The organism is Microcella pacifica (assembly GCF_009371975.2).
In the GTDB taxonomy this organism is placed as follows: domain Bacteria; phylum Actinomycetota; class Actinomycetes; order Actinomycetales; family Microbacteriaceae; genus Microcella; species Microcella pacifica.
Window position 1 is genome coordinate 16,931 of the sequence record NZ_VIKT02000019.1, and the last position, 16,969, is coordinate 33,899.

The window sequence follows — 16,969 nt, forward strand, 5'->3', positions numbered from 1 at the left end:
TAGCACGGCCACGGTTCCCGCGACGAGCAGCATGCCCCCGGCCGCCACAGCGATCGCGACCACGATCATGCCCCAGTCTTCGCCCTGCCCGCCGCCGGAGACGACGCTCACGATCGTCAGCACGCCGACGTTGACGAGCAGCGCGGCGACGAGCGAGAAGAGATGGGTGGCGATGCGCCAGCCGACCGCGCGGCGTCGCTGCACGATCGCCCCGATGACGACGAGCACGGCCCAGAGTCCAAGCGCTGGGCCGAGTAGACCGAACAGCACGCGGGGGGTCTGGTCGACGAGGGTGCCGATCGGATCAGCGCTGTCGGTCATCGCGAACGCCGCGAGCACGAGCCAGGCGAGGGCGATCGTGATGGCAACGATGAGCACGATCTCGAGCACGACGCGACGGACCATGGGCGAGCCTTTCGAGAGCGGGAGCCGAGCGCAAAGGTTGCGCGGGGGGCGGCCTGAGCCTACTCGCGCGGCGCGTGCAGGGCGACGTCGGGCTCGCCACTCACCAGCACCCGCCTCACGAGCGGAACGCCCGGCCGGGAAGCCAGGTGACGGTAGTCGGGAGCATCCAGGATGACCGCGTCGCCCCGCGCGCCGACCCCCAAGTGGCCGGCGTCGGTGCGACGCAGTGCGCGGGCTCCCCCGCGGGTCGCTGCGGTGAGCGCCTGGAGTGGAGTCATGCCGAGCTCGCGCACCGCGAGCGCGACGGCCAACGGCATGCTGCTCGAGAAGTTCGAGCCCGGGTTGCAGTCGCTCGCGAGCGCCACGGCGACACCCGCGTCGAGCAGTCGGCGGGCATCCGGATACGGCTGGTTCGTCGAAAACTCGACGAGCGGCAGCAGGGTCGCGACGGTGCCGTCGCCAGCGCGGGCACTCGCCGCGAGCAGCTCGACGTCATCATCGGTGAGGAACGTGCAGTGATCGACGCTTGCGGCGCCGAGCTCGACGGCGAGGGCGACCCCTCCATCAGGGGCGAGCTGGCCGGCGTGCACGCGCAGCTCAAGGCCAGCATCCCGCCCCGCCAGCAGAACGCGCCGCGCCTCGTCGACGGTGAACGCACCCGAGTCGATGAACACGTCGATAAAGCGCGCGTGCGGAGCGCACGCCGCGAGCATGTCGCCGCCCACAAGGTCGACGTAGGTCTCGCGGTCGTCGGCGAATTCGGCGGGCACGACGTGGGCGCCGAGGAAGGTCGTCTCGGGGGTGACCTCGCGCGCAAGGCGGAGGGAACGTGCCTCGTCATCGACCGTCAGCCCGTAGCCGCTCTTGATCTCGAGCGTCGTCGTGCCCTGGGCGTGCGCTTGGGCGACGAGGTGACGCAGTCGCACGCGCAGCTCGTCGTCGCTCGCTGCGCGCGTGGCGGCGACCGTCGTGCGGATTCCACCCGCCGTGTACGACCGCCCGGCCATGCGCGCCTCGAACTCGTCGACGCGGTCGCCCGCGAACACGAGATGGTTGTGGCTGTCGACGAAGCCCGGGATGACCGCCGCGCCCTCCGCGTCGATGCGCGTGTCGGCGGCGGGGGCATCGACCGTGTCGCCCACCCAGGCCACGCGCCCGTCGGCGATGACGAGGGCGGCCCCGGTGCGGATCGGCCGCTCGGGCTCGGCGGGGTCGAGGGAGACGAACTGGCCGATATTCGTGATGACGGTGGTGGTCGCGGCGCTCATGATGTCATCCTTTCGCGCGCGCAGCGGGCGGGCGGCTCGCCAGTCCGGCGAGGGCTTCCAGCACGCACAGCGCCGCGAGACGCACGGTGCGCTGGTCGGCGGTGTCGCGCGCGGCGTCGAGCTCGGTGAGGTCGATGCTCACGACGGCGGGATGCGCTCCCGCCAGCCGCGCCGCGGTGCGCAGCTCGATCGCACTCAGACCGCCGGGCACGCTCGCCGGACAGCCCGGCGCGACGCTGCGGTCGCAGACGTCGAGGTCGAGGTCGACGTGCACGGGGCCGCCCGCCGACGCGGCGCGGTCGAGCGCCGCGGTCATGGCAGCCGCGATCGGGGTGCGCAGCAGGTCGGCACGGGTGACCACGGTGATGCCCTTCTCGGCGGTCCGCGCCGCGTAGGCCCGTGAGTTCGCGAGCGGCTCGATGCCGAGCTGGCTGGTGCGGTCGCCGCTGAGCCCGGCCTCAAGCAACCGCCGTACGGGCGAGCCGTTCGTGGTGCCGTCGCGCAGGTCGTGGTGGGCATCCAGCGTCACGAGGCCCGCGGTGCCGATGCGCGTGCCCCAGGCCCCGAGCGCGGCGGGAACAGTGGCGGCGTTGTCGCCGCCGAGCACGATGACGAGGGATGCCCCCGCCGCGACCTCGGCGACTCGAGCCGTCGCGGCCTCGTCACCGGCGCCGTCGGGCTCGGGCGCGTCGCCCGCGTCGAGCACGGTCACGCGCGAGCCATCGGGCCGGGCGAGCGCGTCGGCGGAGTAGTAGCGGAGGGCATCCCGGATCGCCGCGGGGGTCGTGTGCGCCTGCCCCGGCGACAGCGAGGTGCGCCAAGTCGGGATGCCCACCAGAACGGCATCCGCCCGCGAGCCCGGCGTCCACGAGGGCCAGTCGCCCGCGCGGGGCCACAGCGGGTCGTGACTCAGCACGCTCCGGCCAGACACAGTCAGCCCTGCTCGCGCATCGGGATGCGCACGCCGAACTGCTCGACGACCGCCTCGCCCTCGATGTAGCCCGCGTCGATGTGGCGGATGACGCCCATGCCCGGGTCGTTCGTCAGCACGCGCTGCACCTTCTCACCGGCGAGCGCCGTGCCGTCGGCCACGACGACCTGGCCGGCGTGGATCGAACGGCCGATGCCAACTCCCCCACCGTGGTGGATCGACACCCACGTCGCGCCCGACGACGTGTTGACGAGCGCGTTGAGCAACGGCCAGTCGGCGATCGCGTCGCTGCCGTCTTTCATGGCCTCGGTCTCGCGGTACGGGCTCGCGACGCTGCCCGAGTCGAGGTGGTCGCGGCCGATCGCGACCGGTGCGCTGAGTTCGCCCGACGCGACCATGTCGTTGAAGCGCTCGCCCGCGCGGTCGCGCTCGCCGTAGCCGAGCTAGCAGATGCGCGCCGGCAGCCCCTGGTAGTGCACGCGCTGCTGCGCCATCGGAATCCAGCGCTGCAGACTCTCGTTCTCGGGGAACATCTCGAGCACTGCGCGGTCGGTCGCCGCGATATCGGCCGGGTCGCCGCTCAGGGCAGCCCAGCGGAACGGACCCTTGCCCTGCGCAAAGAGTGGGCGGATGTAGGCGGGCACGAACCCGGGGAACGAGAACGCATCGGCGTATCCGGCCGCGCGCGCCTCGGTGCGGATGTTGTTGCCGTAGTCGAAGACCTCGGCGCCCGCGCGCTGAAACCCGACCATGGCCTCGACCTGCAGCGCCATCGACGCCCGGGCCGCGGCCGCGAAGCCGAGGGGGTCGCGCTCGCGTGCGGCGTGCCACTCGTCGACCGTGTGCTCGACGGGCAGGTAGGCGAGCGGATCGTGCGCACTCGTCTGGTCGGTGACGATGTCGATCGGGGCGCCCATGGCGAGCAGGCGCGGAAAGACCTCGGCCGCGTTGCCGAGCACGCCGATCGAGAGCCCGCGGCGGGCATCCCGCGCCTCGACCGCGAGTTCGAGCGCGTGCTCGAGCGAATCAGCGACGACGTCGAGGTAGCGGTGCTCGAGGCGGCGGGCGATGCGGCTGGGGTCGACGTCGACGCAGAGCGCGACGCCGTCGTTCATCGTCACGGCGAGGGGCTGCGCGCCGCCCATGCCGCCGAGGCCGCCCGTGAGGGTGATGGTGCCGGCGAGAGTCCCTCCACTGTGCCCATGGAGCCCGCCCTTGCGGGCGGCGAGCTGCGTCGCCACGGCGGCGAAGGTCTCGAAGGTGCCCTGCAGGATGCCCTGCGTACCGATGTAGATCCACGAGCCGGCCGTCATCTGGCCGTACATCGTGAGGCCGAGCTGCTCGAGCCGCCGGAACTCGTCCCAGTTCGCCCAGTCTCCGACGAGGTTCGAGTTGGCGATGAGCACGCGCGGCGCCCACTCGTGCGTCTGCATGACGCCGACCGGCCGGCCCGACTGCACGAGCATCGTCTCGTCGTTCTTCAGCGTGCTCAGGGTGCGGGTCAGCGCGTCGAAGCTCGCCCAGTCGCGCGCGGCCTTGCCCGTGCCGCCGTAGACGACGAGCTCGTCGGGATGCTCGGCCACCTCGGGGTCGAGGTTGTTCTGCAGCATGCGCAGCGCCCCCTCCTGCTGCCAGCCGAGGGTGTGCAGCTGGGTTCCGCGGTGGGCGCGCACGGGGCGGGCTCCGGATGCTGCGCTCACGCTGATCGCGTCGGTGAGGGTCATGGCTGTTCTCCTGTCGGCGGGTCTAGCGGATCTCGGTGACGGCCCGGGCGGCCGCGAGCAGCGTGCCGTCGTCGGTGAGCCGCACGGCGTGCTCGATCTCGGGGGCGAGATAGCGGTCGGGGCCGGGGCCGTCGACGTGCTCGCGCAGGGCGGCGACGACCGCGGCGGTCGCGGGGGCGGACGCCACGCCGAGCGCGGCGCACCGCAGGTCGAGCCCGCGCGCGGCGGTCAGCAGCTCGATCGCGACGACGCGCGTGAGCCCGTCGATCGCGCGGCGCAGCTTGCGCGCCGCCGACCAGCCCATCGCCACGTGGTCCTCATGCATCGCGCTCGAGGGGATCGAGTCGACGCTCGCGGGCACGGCGAGGCGCTTGAGCTCGCCCACGATGCCGGCCTGCGTGTACTGGGCGATCATGTGGCCCGAGTCGACGCCGGGATCGTGGGCGAGGAACGGTGGCAGGCCCTGGCTCCGGCTGGCGTCGAGGAAGCGGTCGGTGCGCCGCTCGCTCATGCTCGCGAGGTCGGCCACGGCGATCGCGAGGAAGTCGAGCACATAGCCGAGCGGGGCGCCGAGGAAGCTGCCGTTCGACTCGACGCGACCGTCGAGCGTCACGACGGGGTTGTCGATCGCGCTCGCGAGCTCCCGGTTCGCGACGGCCGCCGCGTGCGCCATGGTGTCGCGCACGGCGCCGTGCACCTGCGGGGCGCAGCGCAACGAGTAGGCGTCTTGCACGCGGGTGCAGTCATGCGTGCCATCGTCTCCCGGGCGGTGGCTCGCGACGACGGCCGAGCCGCTCAGCACGCGACGCAGGTCCTCGGCGCTGGTCGCCTGACCCGGGTGCGCGCGCAGCGCGAGCAGATCCGCGGCGAAGGGGCGGTCAGTGCCGAGCAGGGCCTCGACGCTCAGGCCCGCGGCGAGGTCGGCTGTGGCCACGAGGCGGTCGAGGTCGGTGAGGGCGAGGGCGAGCATCCCGAGCATGCCGTCGGTGCCGTTGATGAGGGCGAGCCCCTCCTTCTCGCGCAGCGCGACCGGCTCGATGCCCGCCGCGGCGAGCGCCTGCGCGGCGGGCATCAGCGCGCCCCGCGCATCGCGCACCGTGCCCTCGCCCATCACGGCGAGTGCGCAGTGCGCGAGCGGGGCGAGGTCGCCCGAGCAGCCGAGGCTGCCGTACTCGCCGACGATCGGCGTCAGCCCCGCGTTGAGCACGGCCGCGTAGGTCTCGGCGACGATCGGGCGCGCGCCCGTACGTGCGGTCGTCAGGGTCTGCAGGCGCAGCAGCATCGTGCCGCGCACGACCTCGCGCTCGACCTCGGGCCCGCTGCTCGCCGCGTGCGAGCGCACGAGCGAGCGCTGCAGCTCGGCGCGCTTCTCAACCGGGATGTGCGTCGTCGCGAGCGCCCCGAACCCGGTCGAGATGCCGTAGTGCGGCTCGACATCGTCGGCGAGTCCCTCGACGATCGCGCGGGTCGCGGCCATCGCCGCGAGCGCCTCGGCGTCGATGACGACGGTCGCGTCGTGCCGCGCGACCGCGACGACCTCATCGATCGTGAGGGGGCGGCGGCCGAGCGTGATCTGCATGAGCCCAGTGAACTGCGCGGCACCGTCGTGCGCATCGGGCACCGGGCATAATGTGTCTGAGATACCAGACGATTGGCGGTGGATGCTCGTGCCCGACGTGCCCGCCGCCCGCGCCGCCCTGCGCATCGTCGCGCACCTCGCGCACCACAACGACCCCGTGCCCGCCTCGACCCTCGCGCGCGAGCTGGAGCTGCCGCGGTCGAGCGTCTACCAGCTGCTGCGCGTGCTGCAGGAGGAGGGCTTCGTCGTGCACTACCCCGAGGCGCGCGCCTACGGCCTCGGCGCCCTCGTCGCCGAGATCGGCGGCTCGGTGCTGAGCGCGAGCCGGCTCGCCCGGCTCGGGGGGCCGCTGCTCGAGCGGCTCGTGCGCTCGACCCCCGTGCCCGTGGTCGCGCAGCTCGCCGTGCTCGCGGGCGGCGACGTCTCGTACGTCGGGCAGGCGTCGGCGCCGCGCGCGCCGACGACCGTCGTGCGCGTCGGCGTGCGGCTGCCTGCGCACCTCACCGCCACGGGCCGCGCCATGCTCGCGGCGCTCCCGGCCGCGCAAGTGCGCGCGCTCTTCCCGCACCGCGAGGCCCTCATCACGCGCCGCGGCGTCGGGCCGCGTTCGCTGCCCGAGCTCGACCGCATCCTGTTCGCCGCACGCGAGGCGCGCGTCGCGACGGAAGACGGCGAGATCACCGCGGGCTACGCCTCGGTCGCCGCGACCGGCATCGACCGCACGGGCTACCCCGCCGCCGCCCTCGGACTCACCTATCGCGCCGAAGCCGTCACCGCCGAGCACGTGGGTGCTTTGGCCACCGCGGTGCGCACAGCGGCTGCCACCTTGTCGGCGCGACTCGCTGGAAAGAGGCCGGCCCCGACGGACGAAGAGCCGACGACGCGGGCGCGGTTGAGAGCAAACCTATAGGTTCACAGTGAGACGATGTCGTCGTTAGAAGCCGCCCACCTCGACGGAGCCATCATGCTGCTAGGAACCCGATCGTGGGCCAGCGTTGCGCGTCGGCACCTTCTCACTGCGAGCGTCGCGGCGATTATCGGGCTGGGAGCATGGCTCCTGTATTCGACCTGGAGCCCCGACATGCGGCTGTGGAAGTCGTTCGGCGTTTCCGCGATCGGTCTGCTGTGGTTCGCTATCGTCGCCGGGCCCCTCGCACGCATTTGGCCGCGATTGCTTCCGATTGTGCCGTGGCGTCGAGAAGCCGGCATCTGGTTCGCGGTCGTGAGCTCTGTGCATGGCTATCTCGTTTGGGACGGCTGGGCTCGTTGGGACGTCGCGGGTTTATTGGGCTACCAGCTCTCACCGGAAACCGGTCTGTACTTGCGCGCTGAACCAGGCTTCGGGCTCGCCAACCTGCTCGGCCTTGTGGCGCTCGCGCTGGGTTTGGCTCTTGCTGCGACCTCCTTTGATCGAGCGGTCGCCTTCTTGGGCGTTAGTTCGTGGAAGTGGATGCACACTCTCGCCTACGCGGCCTTCTACCTTGTCGCTCTGCACGTGATCTACTTCGCTTTCATCCACTACTCGCCTTCGCCCGTCCGAATGACGCTGTATGAGCCGAATCCTCTCCGGTACTACTACATCGCACTACTCGTAACAGCAGTCGGCACTCAGGCGGTCGCGTTCGTGATGACCGTCTCGCGACGGCGACGTGTGGGGGCTCTGTGACGCACCTGAGTAGCGGCGACTGTCTGACACGGTGCACGCCATGACCACCATCGGAAGCCAAGCCCGTTTGTGGGCAGTTGGAGCGGCCCTTGTGTTGCCGATTGTGCTGCTCGCCGGCGCCCTGATAGTCGCCGAACGTCAGGTGACGGTCGCGGCAATGACGGGAGGCCAGCAGGAACCACCCCCGGGCGTGTATGCCCAGGGGTTCTCGATGACCATCTTCGAGCAAGGACGCACCGTCCAATTGTGGTTGGTAGACCTTGATACCGCGCCGTACTTTCGCCAAACCGTGTCGACGGATGGTCAAGTGGAGTCTGATCAGATCTACCGATTCGACGAACGGACTCTGTACACAGCTGATGCTGAGGTGCCGGATGGCACACGATGGAACAGCATCACTCCGGTCGAACCACAGGATCTCGGTCTTGCAGACTTGGCTACCGGGCCTGCTGCATGGGCAGCGGAGTTCGGGCCGGGTGAACACGAAATTCCCGTCGGGCAGGGGGTTGTCGTACGCGTGCTGATAGACAGCGTCGACGAGCCCATCGATTCAACAGTGTTCATGGTGCCGCCGGGTGCCGCCGTCACGCCGGTCCAGCCATGAGACGAACGCGATGACACACCTCCGACGTCTGCCCGTAGCGATAGTGGGTCGGCGAAATATTGCGGGCGACGTGATCGAGGTGTTGGTCGCCCGTCCCCCAGACTTTGTGTTCGCCGCCGGGCAACATGTGCAGATCGAAGTGGATAAACTGCATCAGCGGGACCAGCGAGGTACCTCGCGTGTCTTCTCGCTCTCGTCGTCGCCACACGACACCGACGTTCTGAGCTTCGCCTTCCGGCGCTCAGAGAGCGGATTCAAGCAGACGCTTGAACGTCTTTCGATCGGAAGTCGGGTAAGAATCTCTGGGCCGTACGGCCATGTCACCCTGACCGACGAATCACGCCGCCCGCGCATCCTGCTCGCTCACGGTGTCGGCATCACCCCGTACATCAGCATGGCTAGATTCGCTGCTGAGTCGATGCTCAGCGTGCCCTTGACTGTGCTGTACTCGGTGGTATCCCGCGCACACGCCGCGTACCTCAGCGAGTTGCAGGTCTGCGCGAACGCGAACCCCTCGATGACCCTCCAGCTGCGAACCGGGGCACTCTCGTCGAATGACCTCTCGCAGGCCCGCCGTGATTGGCCAGACGCAGTGTGGTATCTCAGTGGCCCACCGACCCGAGTGCATCACCTTTCGCTGGCACTGCGCGACATCGGCGTTCCTGACGACGACGTTGTGTCAGAAGAGTTCATCGGGTACTGAACGACGCACGAACGACGAAGCGGGGCCGCGCCCGAAGGCGCGACCCCGCTCGAGTCGTGAATCAGAGGATCTACTTGAGAACCTTCGTGACCGTTCCGGCGCCCACGGTGCGACCACCCTCGCGGATGGCGAAGCCGAGGCCCTCCTCCATGGCGATGGGCTGGATCAGCTCAACGGTCATGTCGGTGGTGTCGCCGGGCATGACCATCTCGGTGCCCTCGGGCAGCGTGATGACGCCGGTGACGTCGGTGGTGCGGAAGTAGAACTGCGGGCGGTAGTTCGTGTAGAAGGGGTTGTGCCGCCCACCCTCGTCCTTGGAGAGGATGTACGCGGTGCCCTCGAAGTTCGTGTGAGGGGTCACCGAACCCGGCTTCACGACGACCTGACCGCGCTCGACGTCCTCGCGCTTGGTGCCGCGGAGGAGAAGGCCGCAGTTCTCGCCGGCCCACGCCTCATCGAGCTGCTTGTGGAACATCTCGATACCCGTGACGATCGTCTTCTGCGTCGGACGGATGCCGACGATCTCGACGTCGGAGTTGATCGCGAGGGTTCCACGCTCGGCGCGGCCCGTGACGACCGTGCCACGGCCGGTGATCGTGAAGACGTCCTCGATGGGCATGAGGAACGGCTTGTCCTTGTCACGCACGGGGTCGGGGATCGACTCGTCCACGGCGTCCATGAGGTCGAGAACGGACTGAACCCACTTCTCGTCGCCCTCGAGCGCCTTGAGGCCCGAGACCTGGATCACGGGAGCGTTGTCGCCGTCGAAGCCCTGGCTGGCGAGGAGCTCGCGAACCTCGAGCTCGACGAGCTCGATGATCTCGGCGTCGTCGACCATGTCGGACTTGTTGAGCGCGACCAGCAGGTAGGGAACACCGACCTGCTTGGCGAGGAGCACGTGCTCGCGCGTCTGCGCCATCGGGCCGTCGGTCGCCGCGACAACGAGGATCGCGCCGTCCATCTGCGCGGCACCCGTGATCATGTTCTTGATGTAGTCGGCGTGGCCGGGGGCATCGACGTGCGCATAGTGGCGCTTGGGCGTCTCGTACTCGACGTGCGAGATGTTGATCGTGATGCCGCGCTGACGCTCCTCCGGAGCCGAGTCAATCGAGGCGAAGTCACGCTGCACGTTGGTGGCCGAAGGGTACTTGTCAGCAAGCACCTTCGAGATCGCCGCGGTGAGCGTGGTCTTGCCGTGGTCGACGTGACCGATGGTTCCGATGTTGACGTGCGGCTTGGTCCGCTCGAACTTGGCCTTAGCCACTGTGGGTCCTCCTCAGGACTTGGTCGCAGGTTTCCTCTTGCAGTTGGATTCCCGCAGTTGGTTGATATGTATCGTACTGAAGGCTCTCAGCGAGCCCTCGCGGGCAGGGCGATTACTCGCCCTTGTTCTTCTGGACGATCTCCTCGGCCACGGCCTTCGGGACCTCCGCGTAGCTGTCGAACGACATCGAGTAGACGGCTCGACCCGAGGTCTTCGACCGAAGGTCTCCCACATACCCGAACATCTCCGACAGCGGCACGAGGGCGCGAACGACCTTGACACCCGTTGCGTCCTCCATCGACTGGATCTGACCGCGACGGGAGTTGAGGTCGCCGATGACGTCGCCCATGTACTCCTCGGGGGTGCGCACCTCGACCGCCATGAGCGGCTCGAGGAGCACGGGGCTCGCCTTGCGAGCGGCCTCCTTGTATGCCATCGAGCCCGCGATCTTGAACGCCATCTCCGAGGAGTCGACGTCGTGCGAGGCACCGTCGAGCAGCGTCGCCTTGACGCCGACCGTCGGGAAGCCTGCGAGGACGCCGACCTGCATGGCGTCCTGGATGCCCGCATCGACCGAGGGGATGTACTCGCGCGGAACGCGGCCTCCCGTGACGGCGTTGACGAACTCGTAGCTCGTCTCCGGCGTCACCTCGAGCGGCTCGAGCATGATCTGGATCTTGGCGAACTGACCGGAGCCACCCGTCTGCTTCTTGTGGGTGTAGTCGTACTTCTCGATCGTGCGCTTGATCGTCTCGCGGTAGGCCACCTGGGGCTTGCCGACGTTGGCCTCGACGTTGAACTCGCGCTTCATGCGGTCAACGAGGATGTCGAGGTGCAGCTCGCCCATGCCCTTGATGACCGTCTGACCGGTCTCGGTGTTCTGCTCGGTGCGGAACGTCGGGTCTTCCTCGGCGAGCTTCTGGATGGCCGTGCCGAGCTTCTCCTGGTCGGCCTTCGTCTTCGGCTCGATGGCGACCTCGATGACCGGCTCGGGGAACGTCATGGACTCGAGGATGACCTGCTCGCTCGGGTCGCACAGCGTGTCGCCCGTCGTGGTGTCCTTGAGACCGATGACCGCGTAGATGTGACCGGCGGTCACGCTCTCGACGGGGTTCTCCTTGTTGGCGTGCATCTGGAAGATCTTCCCGATGCGCTCCTTCTTGCCCTTGGTCGAGTTGATGACCTGCGAACCCGACTCGATGGTGCCCGAGTACACGCGAATGTAGGTGAGGCGACCGAAGAACGGGTGCACCGCGACCTTGAACGCGAGTGCTGCGAAGGGATCGGTCGAGTTCGGGTGGCGCTCGACGATCTTCTCCTCGTCGCGCACGTCGTGACCCTCGACGGCGGGCACGTCGAGAGGCGACGGCAGGTAGTCGATGACGGCGTCGAGCATGGGCTGCACGCCGCGGTTCTTGAACGCGGAGCCGCAGAACACCGGGTAGATCTCACTGTTGACGGTGAGCTTGCGGATCGCGGCCTTGATCTCCTCGACCGTGAGCTCTTCGCCACCGAAGTACTTCTCCATGAGTGCGTCGTCGGTCTCGGCGACGGTCTCGAGAAGAGCAGTGCGGTACTCGTTGGCCTTGTCGATGAGATCGGCGGGGATCTCCTCGATCTCGTACTTGGCGCCGAGCGCCACGTCACCCTTGGAGTCTCCGCGCCAGGTGAGGGCACGCATGTAGACGAGGTCGACGACGCCCTCGAAGGTGTTCTCGAACCCGATGGGGATCTGCATGACGAGGGGCTTCGCGCCGAGACGCTTGATGATCGTGTCGACCGTGAAGTAGAAGTCGGCGCCGAGCTTGTCCATCTTGTTGACGAAGCAGATGCGCGGCACGTCGTACTTGTCGGCCTGACGCCACACCGTCTCCGACTGGGGCTCCACGCCCTCCTTGCCGTCGAAGACCGCGACCGCGCCGTCGAGCACGCGGAGCGAGCGCTCCACCTCGACGGTGAAGTCGACGTGGCCGGGCGTGTCGATGATGTTGATCTGGTGGTCGGCCCAGAAGCACGTCGTCGCGGCGGACGTGATCGTGATGCCGCGCTCCTGCTCCTGCGCCATCCAGTCCATCGTCGCGGCGCCGTCGTGCACCTCACCGATCTTGTGGGTGATTCCCGTGTAGAACAGGATGCGCTCGGTGGTCGTCGTCTTGCCGGCATCGATGTGCGCCATGATGCCGATGTTGCGGACCTTGTTCAGGTCGGTGAGCACGTCAAGTGCCACGGGGTTCCTCCGGTCAGGTTGAGGGGATTCGTGAGTGGGGCGGGTTGGCCGCCCCACTCACGCGATAAGTGCTACCAGCGGTAGTGAGCGAACGCCTTGTTCGACTCGGCCATCTTGTGAGTGTCTTCGCGGCGCTTGACCGCGGCACCCAGGCCGTTGGAGGCATCCAGGATCTCGTTCATGAGACGCTCGGTCATCGTCTTCTCGCGACGAGCCTTCGCGTAGCTGGTCAACCAGCGCAGCGCGAGAGTGTTTGCGCGGTGCGGCTTGACCTCGACGGGCACCTGGTAGGTCGAGCCACCGACGCGGCGGCTGCGCACCTCGAGGGTGGGGCGCACGTTGTCGAGGGCCTTCTTGAGCACGACGACGGCGTCCTGGCCGCTCTTCGTGCCGACGCCTTCGAGCGCGCCGTAGACGATGCGCTCGGCGAGACCCTTCTTGCCATCGAGGAGGATCTTGTTGACGAGCTGGCTGACGATCGGAGCGCCGTAGACGGGGTCTGCGACGACGGGGCGCTTGGGCGCGGGTCCTTTACGAGGCATTACTTCTTGTCCTTCTTCGCGCCGTAGCGGCTGCGGGCCTGCTGACGGTTCTTGACGGCCTGGGTGTCGAGGGCGCCGCGCACGATCTTGTAGCGCACGCCGGGGAGGTCCTTCACGCGACCGCCGCGCACGAGCACCATCGAGTGCTCCTGCAGGTTGTGGCCCTCACCGGGAATGTAGGCGGTGACCTCGGTGCCGTTCGAGAGCTTGACGCGAGCGACCTTGCGCAGAGCCGAGTTCGGCTTCTTCGGGGTCGTCGTGTAGACGCGCGTGCAGACGCCGCGCTGCTGGGGGTTGGCCTTCAGGGCGGGTGCCTTGGTCTTGACGACCTTCGGGCTGCGACCCTTGCGGACCAGTTGCTGAATTGTGGGCAAGATTGCTCCTCGTAAAGCTGCACGGTGACAGCGGTTGCGGTGGTGTTATGCCCCGACCGTGCTGCGCACGATGCGGGCTCACGCGAATCCGCCGGGCTCCGCGATCGGCTCGCGGTGACGGATATGCCGTGGGGGTGTCGCGATCGACCGCCGGAGCGGCGTCCCGCGAGGGACCCGATAGTGAATGCTCGTCACTCGCGTTGCTCGCGCCACCGCGGTGGCACAGCGCAAGCGCGCGCCGAAGCACACACCTGCCCAAGAATAGCCGTCGTGCCCCTACCGGTCAAACGGCGGTCTGGCCTCCGACCGAAGCCCGGTGGGCCTCGAGGTCGCGCTGGTACGCGGCTCGCGCTTCGGCATTGCGCGCCGTGACCGTGCGCCCGCGCTTGGCGACGAGCCCGCCGACCCAGATCGGCACCTCGCGCGCGGCGATGGCCGCGACGAACCCGAGGGGGCTCGTGAGCTGCGCGAGCACGATCGAGCCGACGACACTCGCCTCGGCGCCGACGGCGCCGGCCATGATGAGCGCGGCGCCGATGAACGACACGTAGACGAGCACGGCGACGATGAAGCCGCCCAGGACGTGAGCCCACCATCCCGCGCGATTCACGATGATGACGAGCAGCAGATAGCTGAGCGCGAAGACGATGACGGGCACCCAGTAGATCGGGGCCGCGAAGTACTGCAGCATGGCCCCGGCCGAGACGGGCGGCGCGACCAGGCTCACGAGGAGCACGAGGGCGGCGTACACGGCGGCGAAGATGGCGGCACCGAGGAGGACGACGAGCGTGCCGACGCCGCGGGCGCCCTTCTTCTTGGGCTCGGGCGGGGCGCTCACGTAGACGACCTTGGAGTCAGCCGCGGTCGTCGTCGGCTGATCGGCCGTCGCGGGCTGCTCCGCGGTGGACGACCGTGCCGTGGTCTCGCCGCTGGCAGGCTTCGCCTCCGCGGGCTTCGCCTCTGCAGGTGCCTCCGGCGTCGCCGCGGGCCGCTCCTCGGCGGGTGCCGCGGGTGCGGCAGCCGCCGCAAGGGTCGAGTCGTCGGTCGTGGGCGTCGACGACTGCGGGGCCGACTCCTGCTCCTCCTGCGTCGCGTCGGCCGGCGCGGGCTTCCGGGCCGCGGCCGACTTCTGCGAGTCGGGGGTCGAATCCTTCTTGTCGGATGACGGTGTGCTGGTCATGACACGCTCCTGAGACGTCGACGATGCTGGCCGCTCACCCTAGCAAGGCGAGGTGACGCGATGCGAGGGTTCCGCGCGAGAGTGCTCTCAGGACGCCCTCAGGACTCGCCCTCGGTGGCACCCTCAGTTTCACCCTCCGCCGGTTCGTCGTCAGCGGTGCCGTCCGGCGATTCCTCCGGCGCCGTGCCGTCGAGCGGCAGAACATCCGGAGCAGGTTCGCCAGCGATCATGTAGAGAGCAATAGTGATCGTCGTGGATCGCGCGTCGGGGTTAGTGCCCTCGGTGAAGATGAAACTCGGCACGATGGTGAAGCGACCGGCGCCCTGCAAAGCCTCGATGTAGGCGAGCGTCGGCGGAAGCTCACCGAGCACAGTTGCGACGACGTTCAACTGGAGAAGAGTGCCAGCAGGAACCTGGCCGAACTGGTCCGGCACAACGGCAGGGTCGGCAGGCATGGGCTCGTCAACCACGAGGTTCTCGAGAATGAGCCCCTCGCTCACGAGCTCTCGCAGGAAGGTCTCGACAGCATCCGCATACTCCGGCAGTTCCGGGAATTCGGCCTGAAGCTCGGCGAGCTCTTGCTCAAACTCGTCGAGCCGCTCGAAGTCGGCCTCGATCTGGGCGAGCGTCGTGCGACTGAGGTCGTTCTGCACCAGCACAGCGGCGCGCTCGGTGTCGTAGCGCGCCATCTCTGCGAGCTTGGGCGCGGCACCGAGGAACCATCCCAAGGCGACGACGACGATGATGACGATGACCGTCGCGAAGGTCCAGATGCGGGTGGATGCAGAGTTCACTCGGAGGCCTCCTGCTCGGTGAGGACAGCACTCGAGAGGTTCAGGGTCACGATCGTCAGGTAACCGTCTTCGCCATCGAGAGCGATCGAATCGATGCTCGCGTCCGCAAACCCCTCCAGCTGCTGCCACTCCCTCAACCACCTCGATGGATCGGGCAGATCGTTCGTGGCGACTGTCAGGAGCACCGTTGCCGAGCGAGCCGATCGGAGCGGCCCCTCCTGCGTGAGAGGAGGCTCGAAGGGCGTGTTGCCTTCGGTGGCGATCGCCTCGACGATCTCATTCGAGTCGAGGGCAGCGAGATAGGGCTGAAGCTCGTCCCGCCATAGCACCTCCACGCCCGCGAGCGCCTCGCGCTGCGCGACGACAGCGTCGAGCCGGTCTTGAATGCCGAGAACCTCGACGTACTCGAGCTGCTCGGCGAGCAACTGTTGCGTGATGGCGCGCTCGGCCTCGAGCCTCTGCTGCGCTGCCGCCGCGAGCCAGTGGGTGGCGACGATGCCGCCGACGACGAGGAAGAGGACGACCGCGACGAGGGCGATGAGCCCGCGTCGCCGTGAGCTCTCCCGTCGACGCAGCGCCACCTCGGGTGGCATGAGCTGCGCGCGGGGAATGGCGCCGTAGACGAGGGCCGACGACGCGTCGCGCGACTGCTGCCGACTCATGAGCCGCCCCCGATCGCGAGACCGATCGCTGTGGACCAGGACTGCAACCGTTCCTCGCTGACCTTGCCGCGCAGCGACCTCGAGAGGGTCACGGCGCCGAGCGGGTTGACGGGCACGACCGCGATGCGGGTCGACTCGGCGAGCGCGACGCTGAACCCGCGCATCTGCATGGCGCCGCCGCCGGCGGAGAGGTGGTCGTACAGGACGCCGGGGCGCACGCTCGCAAAATAGGCGAGCGTGTTGCGCACGGCGGTGAGCAGCTCGCTCGTCGACTCGTGGATGATCTCGGCTGCCCGCCGCTGCTCGTCGGTGTGCGCGAGCGGCGAGAGGCCCAGCTCGCGCTTGAGGCCCTCGGCATGCTCGCGCGACACGCTCAGGCGGCTCATGAGCGCGCGCGTCGTGTCGTCACCTCCCGCAGGGACGATACGGATGAACTGAGGCACGCCGGCCTGCACGATGACGATCGTCATCGCGTTCGCCCCGATGTTCATGTGCACGGCGTAGCCCTCCGTGGGCGAGGAGAGAGCGTGCACACGCGTCGTGGCGAAGGGCAGGAGGTCCATGCTCACCGCGGTGAGGCCCGCCATCGTCACGGCCGTGATGTTCGTCGTGACCGCCTGCTTGAAGGCGGCGATGAGAAGGCCGTTGACGGCGGGGCCCGACTCGCTCTGGTTCTCGCCGATCGGGTAGTAGTCGAGCACAGCATCGCTCACGGGCACGGGCAAGAGGTCCTGCACCTGGAACGGGAGCGACTCCTTGATCTGCGCGAGGGGCATGCGGGGCACGGTGAGGTCGCGCACGATCACGCTCTGCCCTCCGATGCCAAGCGCGACGTCCTTCGTGCGGAATCCTCCGGCTGCCCAGAGCCGCTTGAAGGCGGAGGCGAGGGTGTGCACCTCGATCACGTCGCCGCGCTTCACGGAGCCCTCGGGGAGGGGCACCTCGTGCGCGCGCACGATCGTGGGCTTCGCCTTGGCGGCGTCATCGAGCTCGACAGCGCGCAGCGTCGTGCTACCGATGTCGACTCCGACTACTGGCCCCGCCAT

General features: G+C 68.7%; 16 protein-coding genes and 1 pseudogene. 4 read left to right on the forward strand and 13 right to left on the reverse strand.

Features of this window, described 5'->3' with window-relative positions; translation table 11 throughout:
* The 5 genes and pseudogenes from FK219_RS10730 to hutH form a co-directional block, all read right to left on the reverse strand.
* The coding region (locus tag FK219_RS10730) for a hypothetical protein (protein ID WP_210416816.1) at window positions 1-405 on the reverse strand (405 nt) is incomplete at its 3' end.
* A 59-nt stretch (window positions 406-464) separates the two neighbouring features.
* On the reverse strand, window positions 465-1,673 hold the full coding sequence (hutI, locus tag FK219_RS10735) for an imidazolonepropionase (protein ID WP_152582696.1): 1,209 nt from the start codon (window positions 1,671-1,673) through the stop codon (window positions 465-467).
* 4 nt (window positions 1,674-1,677) lie between these two features.
* Window positions 1,678-2,604, reverse strand: coding sequence for an arginase family protein (locus FK219_RS10740; RefSeq protein WP_328821680.1), 927 nt, complete (start codon window positions 2,602-2,604; stop codon window positions 1,678-1,680).
* 2 nt (window positions 2,605-2,606) lie between these two features.
* Window positions 2,607-4,328 (reverse strand): annotated as a pseudogene (hutU, locus tag FK219_RS10745) (urocanate hydratase).
* 22 nt (window positions 4,329-4,350) lie between these two features.
* Window positions 4,351-5,907 carry a histidine ammonia-lyase gene (hutH, locus tag FK219_RS10750; protein ID WP_152582726.1) on the reverse strand — a complete coding sequence of 519 codons (1,557 nt, stop codon included), beginning with the start codon at window positions 5,905-5,907 and terminating at the stop codon, window positions 4,351-4,353.
* Between the two features lie 52 nt (window positions 5,908-5,959).
* Here hutH and FK219_RS10755 point away from each other — a divergent pair, with 52 nt between their 5' ends.
* The 4 genes from FK219_RS10755 to FK219_RS10770 all read left to right on the forward strand — a co-directional run bounded on the left by FK219_RS10755 (window position 5,960) and on the right by FK219_RS10770 (window position 8,880).
* The gene (locus FK219_RS10755; RefSeq protein WP_328821681.1) at window positions 5,960-6,817 is read left to right on the forward strand and encodes an IclR family transcriptional regulator; all 858 of its coding nucleotides are present in this window, start codon (window positions 5,960-5,962) and stop codon (window positions 6,815-6,817) included.
* A 171-nt stretch (window positions 6,818-6,988) separates the two neighbouring features.
* A complete protein-coding gene (locus FK219_RS10760; RefSeq protein ID WP_165638122.1) occupies window positions 6,989-7,573 on the forward strand; it encodes a ferric reductase-like transmembrane domain-containing protein in 585 nt (194 codons plus the stop codon).
* Window positions 7,574-7,613: 40 nt separating this feature from the next.
* A complete protein-coding gene (locus FK219_RS10765) occupies window positions 7,614-8,177 on the forward strand; it encodes a hypothetical protein (RefSeq protein WP_152582698.1) in 564 nt (187 codons plus the stop codon).
* A 70-nt stretch (window positions 8,178-8,247) separates the two neighbouring features.
* The gene (locus FK219_RS10770) at window positions 8,248-8,880 is read left to right on the forward strand and encodes an FAD-dependent oxidoreductase (protein ID WP_165638123.1); all 633 of its coding nucleotides are present in this window, start codon (window positions 8,248-8,250) and stop codon (window positions 8,878-8,880) included.
* Window positions 8,881-8,950: 70 nt separating this feature from the next.
* Here FK219_RS10770 and tuf read toward each other — a convergent pair whose 3' ends face one another.
* The 8 genes from tuf to pilM all read right to left on the reverse strand — a co-directional run bounded on the left by tuf (window position 8,951) and on the right by pilM (window position 16,969).
* Window positions 8,951-10,144 (reverse strand): elongation factor Tu, encoded by a 1,194-nt coding sequence (tuf, locus tag FK219_RS10775; RefSeq protein WP_152582700.1) that lies wholly within the window; start codon window positions 10,142-10,144, stop codon window positions 8,951-8,953.
* A 112-nt stretch (window positions 10,145-10,256) separates the two neighbouring features.
* Window positions 10,257-12,371, reverse strand: a complete 2,115-nt coding sequence (gene fusA / locus FK219_RS10780; protein ID WP_152582701.1) for an elongation factor G — start codon at window positions 12,369-12,371, stop codon at window positions 10,257-10,259.
* 71 nt (window positions 12,372-12,442) lie between these two features.
* Window positions 12,443-12,913 carry a 30S ribosomal protein S7 gene (gene rpsG / locus FK219_RS10785; protein ID WP_100823539.1) on the reverse strand — a complete coding sequence of 157 codons (471 nt, stop codon included), beginning with the start codon at window positions 12,911-12,913 and terminating at the stop codon, window positions 12,443-12,445.
* The gene (gene rpsL / locus FK219_RS10790; protein WP_152582702.1) at window positions 12,913-13,287 is read right to left on the reverse strand and encodes a 30S ribosomal protein S12; all 375 of its coding nucleotides are present in this window, start codon (window positions 13,285-13,287) and stop codon (window positions 12,913-12,915) included. Before rpsL ends, rpsG begins: the two co-directional genes overlap by 1 nt.
* Window positions 13,288-13,570: 283 nt before the next feature.
* Window positions 13,571-14,467 (reverse strand): hypothetical protein, encoded by an 897-nt coding sequence (locus FK219_RS10795; protein WP_152582703.1) that lies wholly within the window; start codon window positions 14,465-14,467, stop codon window positions 13,571-13,573.
* Between the two features lie 98 nt (window positions 14,468-14,565).
* On the reverse strand, window positions 14,566-15,261 hold the full coding sequence (locus tag FK219_RS10800; protein WP_152582704.1) for a hypothetical protein: 696 nt from the start codon (window positions 15,259-15,261) through the stop codon (window positions 14,566-14,568).
* Complete coding sequence (locus FK219_RS10805; RefSeq protein ID WP_152582705.1) at window positions 15,258-15,923, reverse strand: hypothetical protein; 666 nt, start codon at window positions 15,921-15,923, stop codon at window positions 15,258-15,260. The genes FK219_RS10800 and FK219_RS10805 overlap by 4 nt, the downstream gene beginning before the upstream one ends.
* The gene (gene pilM / locus FK219_RS10810) at window positions 15,920-16,969 is read right to left on the reverse strand and encodes a type IV pilus assembly protein PilM (RefSeq protein WP_152582706.1); all 1,050 of its coding nucleotides are present in this window, start codon (window positions 16,967-16,969) and stop codon (window positions 15,920-15,922) included. The genes FK219_RS10805 and pilM overlap by 4 nt, the downstream gene beginning before the upstream one ends.